We start from the raw sequence: 20,073 nt of genomic DNA on the forward strand, positions 1-20,073 counted from the left end.
CTCATGGAGTGGAGTGAATCATGAAGGTCACGATCTTCGGCAGCGGCTACGTGGGTCTGGTTACCGGGACCTGTTTCGCCGATGCCGGCAACGATGTCGTCTGTGTTGATATCGACGCGGAACGGGTGGCGCAGCTTCGGAGCGGCGAGGTTCCCATCTATGAGCCGGGACTCGACGAGATGCTCTCCTTCAACCAGGAGGAGGGCCGGTTGCGCTTTACCACCGACGCCGCCGAAGGGGTTCACCACGGGCTGTTCCAGTTTATCGCCGTGGGCACACCGCCGGACGAGGACGGCTCGGCGGATCTGCAGCATGTGCTCGCCGTGGCCCGCAGCATCGGTCAGCACATGAACGACTACCGCGTGGTGGTCAACAAATCCACCGTGCCGGTGGGCACGGCGGACCGGGTGCGCGCCGCCCTGGGCGAGGAGCTCGCCGCCCGTGGGGAGCAGCTCGAGTACGACGTCGTCTCCAACCCGGAGTTCCTCAAAGAGGGGGCGGCCATCGACGACTTCGTCAAGCCGGACCGCATCATCGTGGGCACCGACAATCCGCGCACCGGCGAGTTGATGAAGGCCCTCTACGCCCCGTTCAACCGCAACCACGACCGGTTGCTGACCATGGATGTGCGCGCCGCGGAGCTGACCAAGTACGCCTCCAACGCGATGCTGGCGACCAAGATCAGCTTCATGAACGAGCTCTCTAGCCTGGCCGAGCGCCTGGGGGCCGACATCGAGCAGGTTCGGGTGGGGATGGGCTCCGATCCGCGGATCGGCTACCACTTCATCTACCCGGGGTGTGGCTACGGCGGCTCCTGTTTCCCCAAGGATGTCAAGGCACTGACACACACCGCCCACGAGTACGACTACCGGCCCGAGCTGCTTGAGGCGGTGGAGAACGTCAACGACCGGCAGAAGCGGTTGCTGGTGCGTCGGCTGCACGCCCACTTCGGGGAAGATCTTGCCGGGCGTACCTTCGGTCTCTGGGGGCTGGCATTCAAGCCGAATACCGACGACATGCGCGAGGCCCCCAGCCGTGTGGTCATGGAGGCGCTCTGGGAAGCCGGCGCGCGGGTGCAGGCCTACGACCCCGAAGCGATGGATGAGGCCGAGCGCGTCTACGGCAACCGCCAGGACCTGGAACTCTGCGACAACCTCTACGATGCCGTGGAGGACGCCGATGCGCTGATCGTCTGCACCGAGTGGCAGGTCTTCCGCAGCCCTGATTTCGAACGTATCCGCGATGCCCTGCGCCAACCGGTGGTGTTCGACGGGCGTAACGTCTACCCGCCATCGATGATGGAGGCCCTCGGCTTTACCTACTACGGTATGGGGCGGGGCGAGAGCATCCGCCGCCCCCTCTAGGCGGGGGTGCCGCGGGGCTTGAAACCGGCGGCGGCTGCCTCGATGACCGAGGGTGTGTGAGGCGATAGAGGATGGACCGTGCATGACGACCGCGCTGACGCACTCTCCGGTCTGGCAAGAGTTGCTTGACCAGGATGATGCCGGGCACGCCGGTGCGCTCCTTGAGACCGATCCGGGACGCGCCGAGCGGTACTGCTTGGACCACGACGATCTGCGCGTGGACCTTTCGCGCCACCCGCTCACCGATGCCACCTGGGAGCGGCTGCTGCGCCTGGCCGAGGAGCGCGGGCTGCCCCAGCGCATCGAGGCGCTGTTCTCGGGAGAGACGGTCAACGAGTCGGAGGGTCGGCCGGCCCTGCACACGGCGCTGCGCAGCAGTCCCGACGCCTGCGTGAGGGTGGACGGCGAGGACGTGATCCCGGCGGTCCACGAGGAGCTGAGGCGCATGGGCGCCTTCGTTGAGGCGCTGCGCGGGGGCGGGATCTGTGGCTACGACGGCCGGCCGCTGCGCCATGTGGTGAATATCGGGATCGGCGGTTCCGAGGCCGGAGTGACCATGGCCCACCAGGCCCTGGCCGATGGCGACGAGCCGCTGCGGCTGCATACCGTCTCCGGGGTCGATGGCCGCGAGCTGGCGGCTGTCTGGGAGCGTATCGATCCGGCTGAGACCCTCTTCTGTGTCGCTTCCAAGTCTTTCTCCACCCTGGAGACACTGACCAACGCCCGGACCGCCTGGGCGTGGCTGGAAGCCGAGGCCGGGCGTCCGGTGCCTGAGCAGTTCGTCGGCATCTCGGCCAGCGATACCGCCATGGCCGAGTTCGGCATCCCCGCCGAGCGCCGTTTCCGGATCTGGGAGTGGGTCGGCGGGCGCTACTCGCTACCGTCGGCCATGGGGTTGCCACTGGCGGCGGTCATCGGCATGGAACGCTTCAACGAGTTGCGCCGCGGCATGCGCGCCATGGACGAGCACTTTCGCAGTGCGCCGGCGGCGCGGAACATCCCGCTGCTGTTGGGGCTCCTCGGGGTCTGGCAGATCAGCCTGCGCGGCGCCACCGGGCATGTGGTGCTGCCCTACCATCCGGGGCTGCGCCGGTTGCCCGCCTATTTGCAGCAGCTGGATATGGAAAGCCTCGGCAAGTCGGTCACGCGGGACGGGCAGCCGGTCGATTACCCCACCGGCACGAGTTGCTGGGGCGAGGTGGGCATCAACGGGCAGCACTCCTTCTTCCAGTGGCTGCACCAGGGCACCGGCCGGGTGATCGCCGAGTTTCTGGTCCCGGTGGAGGAGAGCGGGCTGCCCGGGCGCCACGCCGGGCTGAACCTGGCCAGTGCCCTGGGGCAAGTCCAGGCGCTGTGCCAGGGACAGGCCCCTCGGGGAGAAGGGCCGGAGGCCGAACATCACCGCTATGAGGGCAATCGACCGGTCACGCTGGTCCTCTTCCGTCGGCTCGATGCCTTTACGCTGGGGCGGTTGCTCGCGCTGCACGAGCACCGGGTCTTTGTCCAGGCGAGCGTCTGGGGGATCAACCCGTTCGACCAGTGGGGGGTCGAACTCGGTAAGCGTGTGGCCAAGGAGTTGGCACCGGCTGCCCGCGGCGAGGCGCCACCGCCTGCGGAGGCGGATGCCGCCACCCGTCTTGCGCTGCGCTGGGCCGGGTCGCCGGGTACCGGGGCGTAGCCCTGCGGGCGTGTTGACATCTCTTTTGAGCGCTTCTAAAGTAAGAATCAAATATTAGAAGCGTTCAAAGGTGTAGCCATGAAGCCCGCAACCGCGCTCCGTAGCCGGATCGCCCGCAGTGCGCGCCGCCCGGCGGCCAATCAGTCGTGCTGTGGCTGCCACGGGCGTCGGCGCGGGTGGCTGGACGTGGGCGATCGCAGCAGGGAAACTGACCAGCATGAAAGACATCGACAAGCCGAAGGGGCCGGTTACGCCTGGGGGCAGGCGTGGCTGGCGGGTGGCCCGCGCTAGGCACGGGTTGCTGGGGCTAGCTGCCGCTTTGGTGCTGATCCCATGGAGCGCCGCGGCCGCGGAGCAGCTGCGTGTGGCTGCCACCTTTACCATTCTGGCGGACCTGGTTGAGCAGGTCGGTGGGGAGCGGGTGACGGTCAGCAGCCTCACCCCGGTGGACGCCGAGGTTCATGAGTGGGAGCTGCAGCCGAGCAACTTCCGGGATCTTGAGCGGGCCGACTTGGTCTTCTACAACGGCTACGACTTGGAGCAGTGGATGCGCCAGGTGCGTGCCACTGCCGGGGATGGCGTGCCGGTTATTGCCGTGGCCGAGCGCTCTGGTCATGCGACCCTGCCGATCCGTACCGGCGACTTTGAGGGCGATCCGGATCCGCATCTGTGGATGGATCCGCGCGCCGTCGAGGGCTATGTGGATGCCATCCGCGACGCCCTGATCGAGCTCGACCCCGAGGGCAAGAACGTCTACCGCGACAATGCGGCCGCTTACCGGGACGAGCTGGAGGCGCTCTACGAGGAGCTCAAGGAGCGCCTCGAGGCCGTCCCCGAGGGGCGGCGCTTCCTGGTCACCAGCGAGGCGGCCTTCCCGTATTTCGCCGACGCCTTTGGCTTCGAGCACGATGGGATCTGGGGCACCAACGCCGAGCAGGAGGGGTCGCCCCGGCAGATCATGCGGGTCATCGACCGGGTCCGCGAGTGGCAGCCGGCAGCGGTGTTCTGGGAGAGCACCATCTCGGATCGCCACGTCCGATCGGTGGCCGACGAGGCCGGCACCGAGATCGCTGGTCCCCTCTACGTCGATTCGCTCAGCGGACCGGATGGTCCGGCCGCCAGCTACCTGCAGCTGATGCGCCACAACGCGACGACCATCGTCCGCGCGCTGACGGAGTAGGGCGGGGCGGTTTGGCGGATCACGCGGGTAGACCAGCGGCGGGGGCGGGGCGTGGTGAAGGCGTCGCGGCCATCGAGGCCGAGGGGCTTTGTGCCGGTTATCACGGCGTGGATGCAGTGGCGGATGCCCATCTGCGCATTCCCGCCGGTGAGCTGGTGGCCCTCGTTGGCCCCAACGGTGCCGGCAAGTCCACGCTGCTCAAGCTGATCATGGGCCTGATCCGGCCGCGCTGCGGGCGCATCCGCATCGGCGGTCGGGCGCCCGGTCAGGCGCGCGGTGCCGGGGACGTGGCCTACATGCCGCAGCACGAGACCCTCGACTGGGACTTCCCCGCTTCGGTGCGTGACGTGATCTTCTCGGCCCGCTACCCGAGTCTGCGCCGCTCCGGCGTGCAGCGCTGGCTGCCGCGGCGGTTGCTTGGGGCGGAGCACCACGAGGCGGTGGCCGAGGCGCTGTCGGCGACGGCCATGGCGGAGCTGGCCGACCGGCACATCAGCGAACTCTCCGGGGGGCAGAAGAAGCGCGTGCTGCTCGCGCGTGCCCTGGCGCAGCAGGCGCGGCTGTTGCTCCTCGATGAGCCGCTGGTTGGGGTCGACCGTTCCAGCGAGGCACTGATCTTCGAGGTGCTGCGCGATCTGCGTGCCGCCGGTCGAACCGTGGTACTGGTTACCCACGACATCGCCGGGGCGCGGCGCCACGCCGATCGGCTGGTGCTGTTCAATCGTTCGGTGATTGCCTCGGGGCCTCCGGAAGAGGTCATGACCGACGAGCGCTCGCTTCTGCGTGCCGCCGATCCGCTCTTCGCCCGTGGGCTTCAGGAGGCGGACTGATGGCGTGGGCGGAGGCCGTGATCGACTTCCTGCTGGCTGGACTGATGGCCGTTGTGGGTCTGCTGCCCGAGCCGCTGGCCGAGCCGTTCAGCTATCAGTTCATGCAGCGCGCCCTGCTCACCGCCATCGCCGTCGGGCTGGTCTGCGGGGTGCTCTCCTGCTTCGTGGTCCTCAAGCGCTGGGCCCTGCTCGGGGATGCCATCTCCCATGCGGTGCTGCCCGGGGTGGCCATCGCCTACCTGCTCGGCTGGCCGTTCTTCATCGGCGCCTTCCTGGCTGGCGCGCTGACCTCGCTGGGGATCGGCTTCATCGAGCGGACCACCCGCCTGAAGTCCGATACCGCCATCGGCATCATGTTCACGGCGGCGTTTGCCTTGGGGGTGGTGATCATCAGCCAGGTGGCCACCTCCACCCACCTGATGCACGTGCTCTTCGGCAACGTGCTGGGTGTGGACCGCGCGGCGCTGCTGCTCACCCTGGGCGCCGGTGTGATCGCGCTGCTGGCCGTGGCCTTGGGTTACAAGGCGCTGTTCGCCTACACCTTCGACGAGATCCACGCCCGGGCGTTGGGCATGAATACGGCCGTGATCCACTACGGCCTGATCCTGCTCCTGACCCTGACCATCGTCGCCAGCCTGGAGACGGTGGGCATCATCCTCGTGGTGGCCATGCTCATCACGCCGGGGGCGACCGCCTACCTGCTCACCGACCGGCTGACCCGCATGATCGTCCTGGCCGCCTTCTGTGGTGTCACTGCCGCGGTCGTGGGGCTCTATCTGGCCTACCACTTCGACGTCGCCTCGGGCGGGGCGATGGTGCTGGTTTCCGCAACGCTGTTCCTGGTGGCGCTGCTGGTTGCCCCCCGTCACGGCCTGCTGCCGCGGTGGGTGCGCCGCTGGCGGGCGCTGGCTGCCGGCTAGCGGCTTTGTATACTAAGGGGGGACAAGCCCGTTCCCAGGGAGGTGGCCGTGGTGTCCATCCGAATCCTTTTGCCGGTGGTGGCGGCCGGGCTGTTGCTAGGGTGTGCGGGCACCGTGCCCGACCCGGTACGCACTGCTCCGGACGAAGCCCCCTCCCTAGCCCAGGTGCGTGCGGATGGCGCCAGCGCCCACGACGGCGAGCGGGTGCGCTGGGGCGGGGAGATCGTCGAGGTGCGCAACGAGGCCGACGCCACCTGGCTGGAGATCGTCGAGCGTCCCCTGCGCCGCGGCGGCGAGCCGCGCGATGCCGACCGCACCGAGGGGCGGTTCCTGGCGCGGGTGGACGGCTTTCTTGAGCCGACCCTCTACGCGCCCGGCCGGCAGTTCACCGTCTCCGGTTCCCTGGATGGGACCGTGAAGGGGGCCATCGGGGAGTACGCTTACACCTACCCGGTGGTAGCGGTCCAAGCCCATCACCTCTGGCAGGAGCCGGCCGATCCCAAGCGCACCACGCCGCGCTCCTATCGCTACGATCCGTGGTACGACCCCTGGTATGGCGATCCCTGGTACCGCCATCCGGGGTATCCCTACTACTACGGGCCCTATCGGCGGCCGTACTGGTGATGGTTGCCGTGGCGCTGTCCCTGGGACGGTCCCCTGCCCGCGCGGCGCGCTGGCTCCTGCTGGCGGCGGTGGCAGGCGTAGCCCTTTTTGGCTGCGCCACCGGGGCGCCCTTCGAGCGTAATGATGACCTGATGGCCGATCTGACCGCGCGCGAGGCCGCTGCCGCCGGCGAGGCAGTCATCGGTAGCCAGGTCCTCTGGGCAGGGCGTATCCTCCAGGTGGAACACTTGGAAGAGACGACCCGGCTCGAGGTGGTGGGGTACCCGCTGGATCGCGCCCAGCGACCCCGCACGGCGGCCTCGCCCGAGGGGCGTTTCCTAGTGGATTACCCGGGCTTCCTGGAGAGCGCCGACTACCGCCCCGGGCGGTTGATCACGGTGCGCGGTGCGGTGGATGCCCTACGCACCGGACGGGTGGGTGAGCAGGCGTTGACCTATCCGGTGGTCGCCACCGAGGACGTCCACCTCTGGCCACCGGCGACGGCCACCAGGAGCCAGCCGCAGGTTCGCTTTGGTGTGGGAGTGATGTTCTCGCGATGACGGATACGCTGATCGACCCGGCGCGCAGCGCTCTGTTGCTGATCGATCTCCAGGAGCGTTTGCTGCCGGCCATCGATGGCGGCGAGCAGGTGGTCGCCGCCGCGGACTGGCTGGCGGGGGTCGCCCACGAGCTCGGCCAGCCCGTCCACGCGACCGAGCAGTATCCGGAACGCCTCGGCCCGACCGTTGCGGCGCTCGCCCGCTCGGTGCCGGCGTCCCGGCGTCATACCAAGATGCACTTCGCCTGGACCCGCGACCCCGAAGCCGCCGGTATCCGCCTGCCGGAGCAGGTGGTCATCGCCGGCACGGAGGCCCACGTCTGCGTCCTGCAGACGGCACTGGGTTTGCAACAATCCGGTCACCAGGTCTTCGCCGTCGCCGAGGCGGTCGGCTCGCGCCGGCCCGCGGATCGCGAGCTCGCCCTGGCCCGCATGCGCCAGGCCGGTGTGGTGGTGGCGGGGGCTGAGATGGTGGCCTTCGAGTGGCTGCAATGCGCCGGCACCGAGGCATTCCGGCGGCTGTTACCGCGGCTGCGCGAAGGCTGGCAGCCCGCCGCCCGATCTTGAAGCAGAGGAGCCGGCCCATGTCCGATCACCCCGTCATCGACCTGGAAGAGTTGCTCGACAATCTCGGTCGCGATGAGCAGCTGGCGGACATGCTGCTCGAGCGCATGCAGGAAGACCTTCCGTCTCGCCTGGCGGCCCTGCGCGAAGCCCTGGAGCAGGGTGATCCGCAGGCGGTCCACGCGATCTCTCACCCCGTCAAGGGGGCTCTGGCCAGTGTGCGCGCCGTCGAGGCACGGGAGTGCGCCCGTCGCCTCGACGATGCTGCCCGCACCGGCGATCTGCAAACGGCCTGGGGCTGTCTGCCCGAACTCGAGCGGGCCGCCGAGCGGCTCGAGGCCGCCATCGACGCGCGGCGCGCGCGCACCTCCTGATCCCCCGCGTGTGGCGCTGTGGCGGTGAGGTATGCCACTCAAGTTAATGCCGCCTCTTGCCGTTAACGATGATGACGGGCAATCTCAACGGACAACCGGCAAACGCGTAGGGACATCATGGCGGCCCACCAGCACATCGATCTGGGCGAACAGCTCGATATCACCGTGGCGGCGACCCTCAAAGAGACCCTGGCCGACGCGCTGTCCTCCGGGCAGCCCGTGGCACTGGATGGTGCACGGCTGCAGCAGGTTGACGCCGCCGGCGTCCAGCTGCTCGCTGCCTTCGCACGGGCGGCGGCGAGCCGCGCCGGCTGGTCGTGGCAGGGCGGGGGGGCGCCGGCCCCGGTCACCGAGGCTGCCGCCGATCTCGGCCTGACCGATGAACTCGGGCCCGGCGGCGCAGCCCGCTAACCCCGACAGACTAAGGGAACGAGACGATGGCGAAGATCCTGGCGGTCGATGATTCCGCCTCCATGCGGCAGATGGTGACCTACACCCTCAAGCAGCAGGGCTACGAGGTCACCGAAGCGGTGGACGGCACGGACGCATTGACCAAGGCCAAGGCGGGCGGCTTCGACCTGGTGATCACGGACGTGAACATGCCGAAGATGGACGGCATCACACTGGTCCGTGAACTCCGCGGGCTGCCTACCTTCAAGTTTACGCCGATCCTGCTGCTGACCACCGAGTCGGCACCGGAAAAGAAGCAGGAGGGCAAAGCGGCCGGAGCCACCGGCTGGCTGGTCAAGCCCTTCGATCCGGACCAGCTGGTGAACACGATCAAGAAGGTGGTGCGCTGACGGAAGGCGCCCGGAGCGCCCGACGGGGGGGCGAGCGATGAGCGTAGATCTGAGCCAGTTCCTGCAGACCTTCTTCGAGGAGAGCTTCGAGGGGCTGGACACCATGGAGTCGGGCCTGTTGGAACTCGACCCGGAGCGTCCGGATCCGGAGACCCTCAACAACGTCTTTCGTGCCGCGCACTCGATCAAGGGGGGTGCCGGGACCTTCGGCCTGACCGCCGTCTCCGACTTCACCCACCGCATGGAGACATTGCTCGACCGCCTGCGCGACGGTCAGCAGGCGGTCACACCGGACGCCGTGAACGTGCTGCTCAATGCAGTCGATTGCCTGCGCAGCATGCTCGCGGCGATCCAGAGCGATCAGGCGCTGGACGCCGATGCGATCAGCACCGCGCAGCGTCAGCTCGATGAGCAGCTGGGTCAGACCCCCACTGGTACGGCATCCGGGGCTTCCGGCCCCGCCGGGGATACGGGTGGTGATCGTGGCAGCGCGGGCGGCGGCGGAGACGCGACCCCGCCGTCCGGCGGTGGCGGGTGGTGGATCCGCTTCGAGCCGCAGCCGCACCTTTTCGCTACCGGCAACGACCCGCGGCGCCTGTTTCTGGCGCTGCAGGATCTCGGCGAGCTCGAGGTCGAGTGCGACACCTCGGGGTTGCCGCCCTTCGAGCAGCTCGACCCGGAAACCTGTCAGCTGGCCTGGACGCTGCGCCTCTACGCCGACGTGACCGAGGCGGCGGTGCGCGAGGTCTTCGAGTGGGTCGAGGACGATGCCCGCCTCGAGATCCGTCCCCTTGAGGCTGCCGGGACGGAACCCGCCGCGGCGGCCGAGGGCGGCGCGGCCGCGGCTGTCGCCGCCGAGCCGGCCGCCGGCGCAGAGGCCGCGGCGCCGGCCGGTGGCGAGGGTCGCAAGTCGGCCGCACGCCGGGGCGGCGCGGGTGGGGGCGGGAGCAGCAGCTCCATCCGTGTCGACACCGAGAAGATCGACGCGCTCATCGACATGGTCGGCGAGCTGGTGATCACCCAATCGATGCTCAGCCAGATCGGCAAGGAGTTCACCGCCGAGCGTCTGGAAGAACTCCAGGACGGCCTCGCGCAGCTCGAGCGCAACACCCGCGAGCTGCAGGAGAACGTCATGCGCATCCGCATGGTGCCGATCAGCTTCGCCTACTCGCGGTTGCCGCGCATCGTCCACGACACCAGCCGTGCCCTGGGTAAGGCCGTCGATTTCCAGATGGAGGGCGAGCAGACCGAGCTGGACAAGACGGTGATGGAGAAGATCATCGATCCCCTGGTCCACTTGGTTCGCAACAGCGTCGACCACGGCATCGAGCTACCGGAGGAGCGCGCCGCCGCGGGCAAGCCGGAGACCGGCACCATCACCATCGAGGCGTACCACAAGGGCGGCAACATCATCATCGAGATCGCCGACGACGGTCGCGGTATCAACCGCGACAAGCTGCTTGGCAAGGCCCGTGCCGCCGGCCTGGTGGAAGATGGCAGCGAGCTGGCCGACGAGCAGATCTACGACCTGATCTTCCACCCTGGGCTTTCCACCCACGACCAGGCCACCGAGTACTCCGGCCGCGGCGTGGGTATGGACGTGGTCAAGCGCAACGTCCGCTCCCTTTCCGGCAACATCCATGTGCGCTCCACCCACGGCCAGGGGACGACGATCACCATCTCCCTGCCGCTGACGCTCTCCATCCTCGATGGGCAGCTCTTCCGGGTGGGGGATCAGACCTACATCATCCCGCTGGTCTCGGTCATCGAGTCGCTGCAGGTGGACGCCAGCAAGGTCAGCCGCGTGACCAGCCGCGGCGAGGTCTACCACTGGCGCGAGGGCTACGTGCCTATCGTCCGGCTGCACGAGCTCTTCGACACCGAGCCGGTGCGTCGTGAACTCGGAGGCGGGCTGATGGTGATCGTTGAGGACGAGGACACCTACCTCGGTGTCTTCGTCGACGACCTGCTCGATCAGCAGCAGGTGGTGATCAAGAGCCTGGAGGCCAATTACCTGCAGGTGCCCGGCATCGCCGGGGCGACCATCCTCGGCGACGGCACCGTGGCGCTGATCCTCGATATCGCCGGACTGATCGAGATGAGCCGCGGTGGCCGGCGTCAGCCCTACATCCCCGACCGGGAGGACAGCGATGAGGCCGCCTGAGCCCTTCGTGTCCGGGATCCCCCAGTTTCCAAGCGGAGAGCAGTCATGACTCAGGACAGCGAGCACGGAACCCTCGGAGACGACCGCAAGGCCGCCGCGCTCGGCAGCGGGGCGGATACCGTCGATGCCATGCAGGCGGCGGCCGACGGGGACCAGTACCTGACCTTCACGCTCGGGGAGGAGGAGTACGGTGTGGACATCCTGCGGGTGCAGGAGATCAAGGGCTGGCAGCGTGTCACTCCCATCCCCAACACGCCGCACTACGTCAAGGGCGTGATCAACCTGCGCGGCACCATCGTCCCGGTCATCGACCTGCGCGAACGCTTCGGCATGTCCGCCCAGGAGTACTCGAAGTTCACCGTGGTGGTGATGGTCCGCGTGGTTTCGGCGGGCGGTCGTGAGCGGATCATGGGGCTGGTGGTGGACGCCCTCTCCGAGGTCTACACGTTCCAGTCCGAGCAGATCCGGCCGGCCCCGGAGTTCGGCGCAGCGCTGCGCACCAATTTCCTCCGCGGGCTGGCCACGGTGGACGACAACAAGATGGTCATCATCCTCGATGTCGACGAGCTGCTCAGCGACGAGGATCTGGCCATCGCCGACGATCAGAGCCGGATCGCCGCGGTGGTTCGCGCGGACAGCGAAGGAGGCACGGAGCATGGCAACGACTGAAATGGGTGCCGGGGCGCCGCTGGAGACCGATCGCGACGCCCTCGAGCAGGCCGGCTGGCTGCCTCCGGAGCGCGTCGAGGAGCTGGTCGGGATCGTGGAGCAGATCGCGGAGGGCGATTACGCCAGCGTGCCCCCGGGGCAGTGTCGGGTCTCCGAGGCGTTGCACCGTCTCGCCGAGCAGCTCCTCGACCGGGATACCCGTCAGCTCTGCGAGACCGTGGAGTTGGCCGGCGAGGCGGCCGAGAGCCTGGTTGCGGCATCCGGGATGCGCATGACCATCCGCGAGACCAGCGAGCGTAGCCAGACCATCGCCTCCACCGCCGAGGAGCTGGCGGCCAGTGTGGACACCATCGCGGACAACAGCGCTGCGGTGGCGACCGAGACTGAGCGCGTGCAGGAGCTGGTGGATTCCGGCGACAAGGCCTCGCAGCAGACGGACCAGACCGTTCAGGAGATCGCCGGCCTGGCCGAGACTGCCTCGCAGCGGGTCAAGCAGCTGAACCAGGCCTCCAACGAGATCGGCTCGATCATCGAGCTGATCGAGGAGATCGCTTTCCAGACCAATATGCTCGCCCTCAACGCCTCGGTGGAGGCGGCGCGGGCCGGGCAGGCCGGCGCCGGCTTCTCGGTGGTCGCCCAGGAGGTGCGGCGGCTCGCGGACCAGACCAAGAGCGCCACGGTGGACATCGCCCAGCGCATCCGGACTCTTCGTGACGAAACCGAGGCCATCTCCGCCTCCGTCGAGGAGATGGGCGGTGCCGTCGAGCGGGGCCGCTCGGCCACGGGAGAGACGCGGGAGACCATGCAGCAGGTGGCCGAGCGCATGCGCGGGGTCACCGAGCACATCCACAACGTCTCCTCGGTGATCAACGAGCAGAAGGGCGCGGTGACCGACGTGGCCGAGTCGATCAGCGCGGTCACGGACCGGACCGAGCGCAACGTCACGGACGTGGAGCACACGCTGGAGGCCCTCGGCAAGTCCAACGCCATCCTCACCGAGCAGATCGGGCGTCAGGAGGAGCTCAATCTGCCGCGCTACTTCATCGAGCGCAGCAAGTTCGACCACGTGATGTGGAAGCGGCGCATCGCGGCGATGCTCGCCGGGCGTGAGGATGTCGATCACCGCGAGCTCACCGACCACCACGCTTGTCGCCTGGGCAAGTGGTACGACTCGGTGGAGGAGCCGTGGATCCGCAAGCTGCCCGCCTTCGTCGAGATCGAGACGCCGCACCGGGCGGTCCACGAGCACGGCAAGCAGGCCGCCAAGCTCTACAGCCAGGGCGAGGTGGACGCCGCGGCCGGTGAGCTGGAGCAGCTGGCCGACAACTCTCGCCAGGTCGTGGGTCTGCTCGAGCAGCTCGCCGATGAGATGGACCGGGCGCGTGGGGAGCGGAAATGAGCGCAGCCGGATCGCGCGTTACCTGCTTTCTGAACCAGAAGGGCGGGGTGGGCAAGACCACCTCCTCGGTGAACGTCGCCCACGCCCTGGCCCGGGCCGGGCGCGATGTGGTGGGTATCGACCTCGACCCCCAGGGCCACTTCGCCGCCAGCCTGGGGCTTGAGGGCCTCGATCCGGGGCTCGATGACGTCCTCTTCGATCAGGTGCCGCTGGCCGAGCGCCTGCAGCCCGCCCGGGAGAGGGTCCGTCTGGTGCCGCCGGGGCCGCGTCTGCCCGAGGTGGAGCAGATGGTCGGTGGGCGCGAGCGCGGCTGGCTGCTGCAGCGGGCCGTGGCGGGGCTCGACCCGTTCCCGGACTACGTGGTCATCGACTGCCCGCCCTCGTCGGGACTGCTGGCGATCAACGCGCTGCTCGCTACCGACGAGGTGGTGATGCCGGTCTCCTGCGACTACCTGGCCCTGGAGGGGTTGGCTGGGCTCATGCGCACCCTGATGCGGGTCGAGCGGGGGTTGGGTATCCACACCCGCAAGTACGTCCTGGTGACCCGCTACAACGGTCAGCGCCGCCTGCCCAAGGAGGTACTCGGCAAGCTCAAGGAGTACTTCCCGGGCCAGGTCCTGAAGACGGCGGTGCGCGACAACGTCGCCCTGGCCGAGGCACCCGGGTTCGGGCAGACGATCTTCGAGTACCGCCCCGAGAGCAACGGGGCGAAGGATTACCGGGCGTTGGCCGAGGACCTGGAGCAACACCGGGTCTTTGAGCCGGCGGCCGAAGCGTAGAGGAGGAGCAGCCGTGGCGAAAAGCAGCGGATCGAGCGGCGGCGACAGGAAAAGTGGCGGCGAGAAGAAGCTCGGTCGCGATCCCCTGGCATGGATGAAGGACGACACGGAACAGCCGTCGGCACCCGAGGAGGCGTCAGCCGCCGGAGCGCCGACGGAGGCACAGGGCGAGGAGCCGGCCGCGGCGCCGGCGCACCAGCAGGTAGCGCAGACGCAGTCAGACAGCGGGGAGAGCACCATGGCGAGCAGCGACCAGAAAAGAACGATCACCGTCGACCGGGAGGAGTACATCGAGTACTACCGGGCCAAGAAGGCCATGCACACCGCGACCACGGCCTTCCTGATGACCAACCCGGACGGCACGATCCACTACGTCAACGAGCCGATGCAGGCCATGCTTGCGCGGCACGAGGCGCAGATCGTTGCGGTCAACCCCGGTTTCACCTCGCGGGATCTGGAGGATCGGCTCTCGCTCTTCGACCTGTTCCCGCAGCTGCGCTCGGTGGCCGGGCAGATGCAGCGGATCCGCGACGACGCCCTGCACCAGGAGCTGCACGTCGGCGAGCTGCGTTTCAACGTCTACATCACCGGCGAGGACGACGAGGAGGGCAACTTCCTCGGCAATACGCTGGAGTGGTTCGACATCACCGAGGACTGGCACCGGCGCGACAACGAGAAGAAGGCGCAGCGCGACGTCGAGGCGCTGATCGAGCGGATCCAGGCCGGTGAGCTCAGTCACCGGGTGGAGACCTCGGAGATGTCCGAGGGGTTCATCCGGACCCTCAGCGAGGACATCAACATGGTCCTCGACGTTACGCAGGCCCCGGTGCGGGAGGTCATCCGGGTCATGGAACTGGTCTCCAAGGGGGACCTGACCCAGCAGATGCAGGGCGAGTTCAAGGGCGACTTCGGCCAGCTCCAGGACTGGGTCAACTCGACCATCGATGTGTTGCGCCGGACCGTGGACAGCGTGCGCGAGACCGCCAACGGCATCGCCAGCGCCTCCTCGGAAATCGCCCAGGGCAACCAGGATCTCTCCCAGCGGACCGAAGAGCAGGCCAGCTCCCTGGAGGAGACCGCCTCGAGCATCGAGGAGCTCACCTCGACGGTCAAGCAGACCGCCGACAACGCCCGCGAGTCCAATCAGCTCGCCACCTCGGCCCGTGAGCGGGCCGAGCGCGGACAGGACATCTCCGGCCAAGTGGTCGAGGCCATGGGGGCGATCAAGCAATCGAGCCGCGAGATCTCGGACATCATCACGGTCATCGACGAGATCGCCTTTCAGACCAACCTGCTCGCCCTCAACGCCGCCGTGGAGGCGGCCCGCGCCGGCGAGCACGGGCGCGGCTTCGGGGTGGTGGCCGCCGAGGTGCGCAACCTGGCCCAGCGCAGTGCCACCGCGGCCAAGGACATCAAGAAGCTGATCAACGACAGCGGTGAGAAGGTTGAGGACGGCACCCGCCTGGTCAACGAGTCCAACGAGACCCTCAAGGAGATCCTCGAGGCGGTGCAGACGGTGACCGACAAGGTCGCCGAGATCTCCGCGGCCAGCGAGGAGCAGTCCTCGGGCATCGACGAGATCAACAAGGCGGTCAGCCAGCTCGACGAGGTCACCCAGCAGAACGCCGCCCTGGTGGAGGAGGCCGCCTCCGCGGCCGAGTCCCTGGACGAGCAGTCGGACAACCTTGTGGAACTGATGTCCTTCTTCGGCGGCGGCGAGGAGACCCCGAAAGGCGGTGGCGCCAAGACGAACCGCTCCGGCCACGCTGGCCAGAAGAGCGGGCAGGCGACGGGCCAGGCCAAGGGCCAGGCGGGCGGCGGCGCCCGGGCCGGGCAGAGTGGCTCGCGTACCGGCACCGGTGCCGGCGGACAGCGCACCAGCGGTTCCGGCGGGCAGCAGCGCACCAGCGGCACGAGTCAGCAACGCCGCAGCACGGCCGGCAACGGCGGGGGCCGGCGCACCGCGAGCACCGAGGTGAACGACGGCGAGTGGGAAGAGTTCTGAGGCGCGGTGGGAGGGCGATCGTGACGGGCAGCCAGGAGGGCGTCGGTGAGTGGTGAGCGTGAGTTCCGTTTTACGCGAGAGGACTTCGAGTGGATCCGCGAGACCGTGGGACGCGAGACCGGGATCCAGCTCAGCGACGCCAAGAGCGACATGGTCTACTCGCGCCTGGCGCGCCGCCTCCGGGCCCTCGGGCTGCGGGATTTCGCGAGCTACCGCAAGCTGCTGCTCGACGACCCCGAGCGCCAGGAGATGGCGCACTTCGTCAATGCCCTGACCACCAACCTTACGGCGTTCTTCCGCGAGGCGCACCACTTCGAGCACCTGGCCGGGGTGCTCGAGGCGTCCTCCGGCACCGTTCGCATCTGGTCGGCGGGCTGCTCAACCGGCGAGGAGGTCTACTCGGCGGCCATCGTGGCCCGGGAGGTCTTCGGCGATCGGGCTGCTGATCGGGTCCAGATCCTTGGCACGGATCTCGACAGCAACGTACTCGAACGCGGACGCCGCGCGGTCTACGATCAGAAGCGCGTCGACGGGCTGAGCCGGGAGCGCCTGCGCAGGCACTTTCTGCGCGGCAAGGGCAGCAAGGAGGGCATGGTCCGCGTCCGCCCGGAGGTGTGCCGGCTGGTCGAGTTCCAGCAGCTGAACCTTCTGCATGAGTGGCCGTTCCGGGAGCCGTTCGACATCGTCTTCTGTCGCAACGTGATCATCTACTTTAACAAGGAGATCCAGCGCCGGCTGTTCGACCGCATGGACCGAGCCATGGCCCCCCGGGGCTGGCTCTACATCGGGCATTCCGAGACCCTGTGGCGGGTCAGCGAGCGATTCGAATCCCATGGCCGCACCATCTACCGCAAGCAGGACTGAACTGCGCCGTGCTTCCTGGCGCAACCGCGGCGTGGAGCTGCCCGAGTGCCTGCCCGGTTTCGAGCACATCAACCGGTACTGGGATCCGCAGCATGAAGCCTTTGCGGCCAAGATCCTGCCCGGCGAGTTCTACGTGACCCGGGGCCCGGAGATGGTGGTCACCGTGCTCGGCTCCTGCGTCTCGGCGTGTATCCGCGATCGCCGCCGGGGCATCGGCGGGATGAACCATTTCATGCTGCCGATCCGAGGTGGCGACCCGCACCACTGGGAGGGTGATCCACTGAGCACCGCCACGCGCTACGGCAACCACGCCATGGAGCAGCTGATCAATCGCATCCTCGCCGCCGGGGGCAGTCGCGATGAGCTGGAGGTCAAGCTCTTCGGCGGCGGCCGGGTCATGGCGGGGATGACCGACGTCGGCCAGCGGAACATCGAGTTCGCCCTGGAATACGTCCGTACCGAGCAGCTCCGCGTGATCGCGCAGGATCTCGGCGGGGAGTACCCGCGCAAGGTGCAGTACTATCCCGAGAGTGGTCGGGCCCGTTCCAAGAAGCTGATGAGCACGCGCAACGATACCGTGGTCCGGCGCGAGGAGCACTACCTCCACGAGATCGACGAGCGCCCCGTGTCCGGCGACGTGGATCTGTTCTAACGGGGGGGGGGCGCATGATCCGGGTACTGATTGTTGATGACTCCGCCCTCATCCGCCGGATGCTCACCGAGCTGTTCGCCGGTGTCGACGACATCGAGGTGGTGGGCACGGCGCGGGATCCCTACGACGCCCGCGAGAAGATCAAGCAGCTCAACCCCGACGTCCTGACCCTGGATGTCGAGATGCCGCGCATGGACGGCATCACCTTCCTGCGCAACCTGATGCGGTTGCGCCCGATGCCGGTGGTCATGGTCTCTTCGCTGACCGAGGAGGGCGCCGAGGAGACCCTTGAGGCGCTGGCACTCGGCGCCGTCGACTTCGTAACCAAGCCGCGCACCGATGTCAGCCACACCTTGGACGCGTATGCCGAGGAGATCATTGCCAAGGTGCGTACCGCCGCGCGGGCCCGGGTGCGGCCGGGGCACAGCCAGCCCCGGGGTGCCGCGCCGCAGCCGCATCAGCGCACCACGGACAAGGTGGTGGCGATCGGTGCCTCCACCGGTGGTACGCTGGCGGTGCAGCGGCTGCTCGAGGTGATGCCGCCCAACGCCCCGGCCACCGTGATTACCCAGCACATGCCGCCCGGCTTCTCGGCGGCCTTTGCCGAACGGCTCGATCACATCTGCGCCGTCTCGGTCCACGAGGCGCGAGACGGCCAGCGTGTGCTCCCGGGGCACACCTACATCGCCCCCGGTGGCTACCACCTTGAACTCCACCGCGACGGCAGCAAGTACATCTGCCGGATCACCGAGGACGAACTGGTCAATCGTCACCGGCCCTCGGTGGACGTTCTGTTCGACTCGGTGGCCCGGGCGGCCCGGAGCAACGCCGTGGGCGTGCTGCTCACCGGCATGGGCAGTGACGGGGCCGCCGGACTGGGGCGCATGCAGGCCGCCGGGGCCGTTACCATCGCCCAGGATGAGGCGAGCAGTGTCGTCTGGGGGATGCCGGGCGCCGCCGTCAAGGCCGGCCACGCGGATCAGGTCCTGCCGCTGGAGCGGATCGCCGAGGCGATCCTGGCGGCGGTGGCGCCGCCCTCCCACCCCACCCAGGAGAGGTGACTATGGTCGAGGTTGCCGAGGATCGCGACGGCGAGTCCATCGTCTACCACCCGAAGACGGCGTGGCTGCGCCACTACGGTGCGCCCTCCGCGCTAACCGTGGCAGCCATGGCGATCGCCTACGCCTGGCCGGCCACGGGGCCGCTGGCGGTGCTGCTCGGCGCCAGCGGTTGGGCCGTGGTCGGCTACCTGCGCCGACGCGAGACGGGCTGGAACGAGGCGACGGATACCGTGGAGGATCTGGAGGACGCCCTGCGCGATCTGCTCTACGACATCGACGACAGCCTCAACGCCGAGTTCCGGACGGTGAACAGCGACCTGGAGCAGATCCGCGGGCTGGTCGGCGATGCCGTGCAGTCGCTGAACCAGAGCTTCAACGGCATGGATCAGGCCACCGATGAGCAGGAGCGCCTTGCCCGGGCCGTGATCGAGCAGACCGGCGGGGACTCCGCGGTGGAGCAGTTCGGTATCTCCGAGTTTGTCCGCGAGACCGAGAGCTTCCTGAACAACTACGTCGACATGATCGTCGACATGAGCCGGCGCAGCGTGAAGACCGTCGAGCGCATCGACGACATGGTCGCGCAGATGGGGCGGATCCACGAGCTGCTTGCCGACCTCAAAGGGATCGCCAGCCAGACCGACCTGCTCGCCCTCAATGCCAGCATCGAGGCGGCCCGGGCCGGGGAGTCCGGTCGCGGCTTCGCGGTGGTCGCCGAGGAGGTGCGCAAGCTCTCCGAGAAGGCGAATCAGTTCAACGAGCAGATCGGCGAGGAGGTCAAGACGATCACCAAGCTGGTGGAGGAAGCCCGCACCGAGGTCGGCGAGATGGCCTCCAACGACATGAATGTGACCCTCTCCACCAAGGACCAGATCTCGGAGATGATGAAGAGCCTGCAGGATGTGGATCAGCAGGTGGAGCAGCAGGTCACGCGCATTTCCCAGGTCAGCGGGCAGATCGATCAGCATGTGGCCGACGCCGTTCGCGCGCTGCAGTTCGAGGATATTGTGACGCAGCTGGTGGATGGCTCGCGCGCCGGCGTCGAGGGGCTGGATGACTACCTCGACGGGGTACGCAATGTCCTTCAGGCCATCGCTGCCGACGACGTCCACGGCAGCCAGTACGCAGCACGCCTTCGGGAGGCCCGCGAACGGCTGGCCCAGCAGCGCCAGGAGCGTGAGGCGGCGCGGGCGAACCAGCGCAAGGTCGAGCAGCAGTCCATGGATCACGGCGACGTGGAGCTCTTCTGAGCCCCGCGGCGCCCCGCGAATTCGACACCGACAGCAAAGCAGGAGCGTAACGATGGGCATCCGAACCGAGCGCGAGGACGAGGGGCAAACCCTCGTCATGGCGATCCAGGGTTTCTTCGACTTCAGCCTGCACAAGGATTTTCGCCAGGCCTACAAGGGGGAGGAGGGCGTCCGTCGCTACGTGATCGACCTCTCTGAGACCGAATACATGGACAGCTCCGCCCTCGGCATGTTGCTGCTGCTGCGGGAGTCGGCCAGCGATCAGGGCGCCGAGGTGGTGCTGCGCAACTGCTCCCGCGAGGTGCGCAAGATCCTCGAGATCGCCAACTTCCAGCGCCTGTTCACCATCCAGGAGTAGGCC

General features: G+C 68.1%; 20 protein-coding genes and 1 pseudogene. All 21 read left to right on the forward strand.

Going from position 1 to position 20,073, the window contains the following annotated elements; genetic code table 11:
• Positions 1-20: 20 nt before the first annotated feature.
• The 21 genes and pseudogenes from LRG07_RS08250 to LRG07_RS08350 all read left to right on the forward strand — a co-directional run bounded on the left by LRG07_RS08250 (position 21) and on the right by LRG07_RS08350 (position 20,070).
• Positions 21-1,364 (forward strand): UDP-glucose/GDP-mannose dehydrogenase family protein, encoded by a 1,344-nt coding sequence (locus LRG07_RS08250; RefSeq protein WP_201172875.1) that lies wholly within the window; start codon positions 21-23, stop codon positions 1,362-1,364.
• Positions 1,365-1,446: 82 nt separating this feature from the next.
• Complete coding sequence (pgi, locus tag LRG07_RS08255) at positions 1,447-3,042, forward strand: glucose-6-phosphate isomerase (RefSeq protein ID WP_238642130.1); 1,596 nt, start codon at positions 1,447-1,449, stop codon at positions 3,040-3,042.
• Between the two features lie 217 nt (positions 3,043-3,259).
• Positions 3,260-4,222 carry a metal ABC transporter solute-binding protein, Zn/Mn family gene (locus tag LRG07_RS08260; RefSeq protein WP_238642131.1) on the forward strand — a complete coding sequence of 321 codons (963 nt, stop codon included), beginning with the start codon at positions 3,260-3,262 and terminating at the stop codon, positions 4,220-4,222.
• Positions 4,223-4,233: 11 nt separating this feature from the next.
• Complete coding sequence (locus LRG07_RS08265; protein WP_201242327.1) at positions 4,234-5,052, forward strand: metal ABC transporter ATP-binding protein; 819 nt, start codon at positions 4,234-4,236, stop codon at positions 5,050-5,052.
• A complete protein-coding gene (locus LRG07_RS08270) occupies positions 5,052-5,972 on the forward strand; it encodes a metal ABC transporter permease (RefSeq protein ID WP_238633504.1) in 921 nt (306 codons plus the stop codon). The genes LRG07_RS08265 and LRG07_RS08270 overlap by 1 nt, the downstream gene beginning before the upstream one ends.
• A gap of 51 nt (positions 5,973-6,023) precedes the next feature.
• Positions 6,024-6,596 carry a Slp family lipoprotein gene (locus LRG07_RS08275; protein ID WP_238635077.1) on the forward strand — a complete coding sequence of 191 codons (573 nt, stop codon included), beginning with the start codon at positions 6,024-6,026 and terminating at the stop codon, positions 6,594-6,596.
• 8 nt (positions 6,597-6,604) lie between these two features.
• Complete coding sequence (locus LRG07_RS08280) at positions 6,605-7,135, forward strand: Slp family lipoprotein (protein ID WP_238642132.1); 531 nt, start codon at positions 6,605-6,607, stop codon at positions 7,133-7,135.
• Positions 7,132-7,701 carry an isochorismatase family protein gene (locus LRG07_RS08285; protein ID WP_201242330.1) on the forward strand — a complete coding sequence of 190 codons (570 nt, stop codon included), beginning with the start codon at positions 7,132-7,134 and terminating at the stop codon, positions 7,699-7,701. The genes LRG07_RS08280 and LRG07_RS08285 overlap by 4 nt, the downstream gene beginning before the upstream one ends.
• 17 nt (positions 7,702-7,718) lie before the next feature.
• Positions 7,719-8,072 carry an Hpt domain-containing protein gene (locus tag LRG07_RS08290; RefSeq protein WP_201172835.1) on the forward strand — a complete coding sequence of 118 codons (354 nt, stop codon included), beginning with the start codon at positions 7,719-7,721 and terminating at the stop codon, positions 8,070-8,072.
• Between the two features lie 117 nt (positions 8,073-8,189).
• Positions 8,190-8,483, forward strand: coding sequence for an STAS domain-containing protein (locus tag LRG07_RS08295; protein WP_201172833.1), 294 nt, complete (start codon positions 8,190-8,192; stop codon positions 8,481-8,483).
• A 26-nt stretch (positions 8,484-8,509) separates the two neighbouring features.
• A complete protein-coding gene (locus LRG07_RS08300; RefSeq protein ID WP_201172831.1) occupies positions 8,510-8,872 on the forward strand; it encodes a response regulator in 363 nt (120 codons plus the stop codon).
• 37 nt (positions 8,873-8,909) lie between these two features.
• The gene (locus LRG07_RS08305) at positions 8,910-11,036 is read left to right on the forward strand and encodes a chemotaxis protein CheA (protein ID WP_201172828.1); all 2,127 of its coding nucleotides are present in this window, start codon (positions 8,910-8,912) and stop codon (positions 11,034-11,036) included.
• Between the two features lie 129 nt (positions 11,037-11,165).
• A complete protein-coding gene (locus LRG07_RS08310; protein ID WP_201172849.1) occupies positions 11,166-11,705 on the forward strand; it encodes a chemotaxis protein CheW in 540 nt (179 codons plus the stop codon).
• Positions 11,692-13,104 (forward strand): methyl-accepting chemotaxis protein, encoded by a 1,413-nt coding sequence (locus LRG07_RS08315; protein WP_238633509.1) that lies wholly within the window; start codon positions 11,692-11,694, stop codon positions 13,102-13,104. Before LRG07_RS08310 ends, LRG07_RS08315 begins: the two co-directional genes overlap by 14 nt.
• Positions 13,101-13,883, forward strand: a complete 783-nt coding sequence (locus tag LRG07_RS08320) for a ParA family protein (protein WP_238635073.1) — start codon at positions 13,101-13,103, stop codon at positions 13,881-13,883. The genes LRG07_RS08315 and LRG07_RS08320 overlap by 4 nt, the downstream gene beginning before the upstream one ends.
• Positions 13,884-14,655: 772 nt before the next feature.
• Positions 14,656-15,888, forward strand: a pseudogene (locus LRG07_RS13930) (methyl-accepting chemotaxis protein); the annotation flags it as partial.
• A 45-nt stretch (positions 15,889-15,933) separates the two neighbouring features.
• Positions 15,934-16,752, forward strand: a complete 819-nt coding sequence (locus tag LRG07_RS08330; protein ID WP_201172820.1) for a CheR family methyltransferase — start codon at positions 15,934-15,936, stop codon at positions 16,750-16,752.
• Complete coding sequence (gene cheD / locus LRG07_RS08335) at positions 16,721-17,404, forward strand: chemoreceptor glutamine deamidase CheD (RefSeq protein ID WP_201172818.1); 684 nt, start codon at positions 16,721-16,723, stop codon at positions 17,402-17,404. Before LRG07_RS08330 ends, cheD begins: the two co-directional genes overlap by 32 nt.
• Positions 17,405-17,418: 14 nt before the next feature.
• Positions 17,419-18,465: a chemotaxis response regulator protein-glutamate methylesterase gene (locus tag LRG07_RS08340; RefSeq protein WP_201242334.1), complete on the forward strand. Its 1,047-nt coding sequence runs from the start codon at positions 17,419-17,421 to the stop codon at positions 18,463-18,465.
• 2 nt (positions 18,466-18,467) lie between these two features.
• The gene (locus LRG07_RS08345; RefSeq protein ID WP_201172813.1) at positions 18,468-19,712 is read left to right on the forward strand and encodes a methyl-accepting chemotaxis protein; all 1,245 of its coding nucleotides are present in this window, start codon (positions 18,468-18,470) and stop codon (positions 19,710-19,712) included.
• Between the two features lie 52 nt (positions 19,713-19,764).
• Complete coding sequence (locus LRG07_RS08350) at positions 19,765-20,070, forward strand: STAS domain-containing protein (RefSeq protein WP_201172810.1); 306 nt, start codon at positions 19,765-19,767, stop codon at positions 20,068-20,070.
• The last annotated feature ends 3 nt before the right edge of the window (positions 20,071-20,073 follow it).

Origin of the sequence: Halorhodospira sp. 9622, assembly GCF_022228025.1 — a bacterium.
Lineage (GTDB): Bacteria > Pseudomonadota > Gammaproteobacteria > Nitrococcales > Halorhodospiraceae > Halorhodospira > Halorhodospira halophila_A.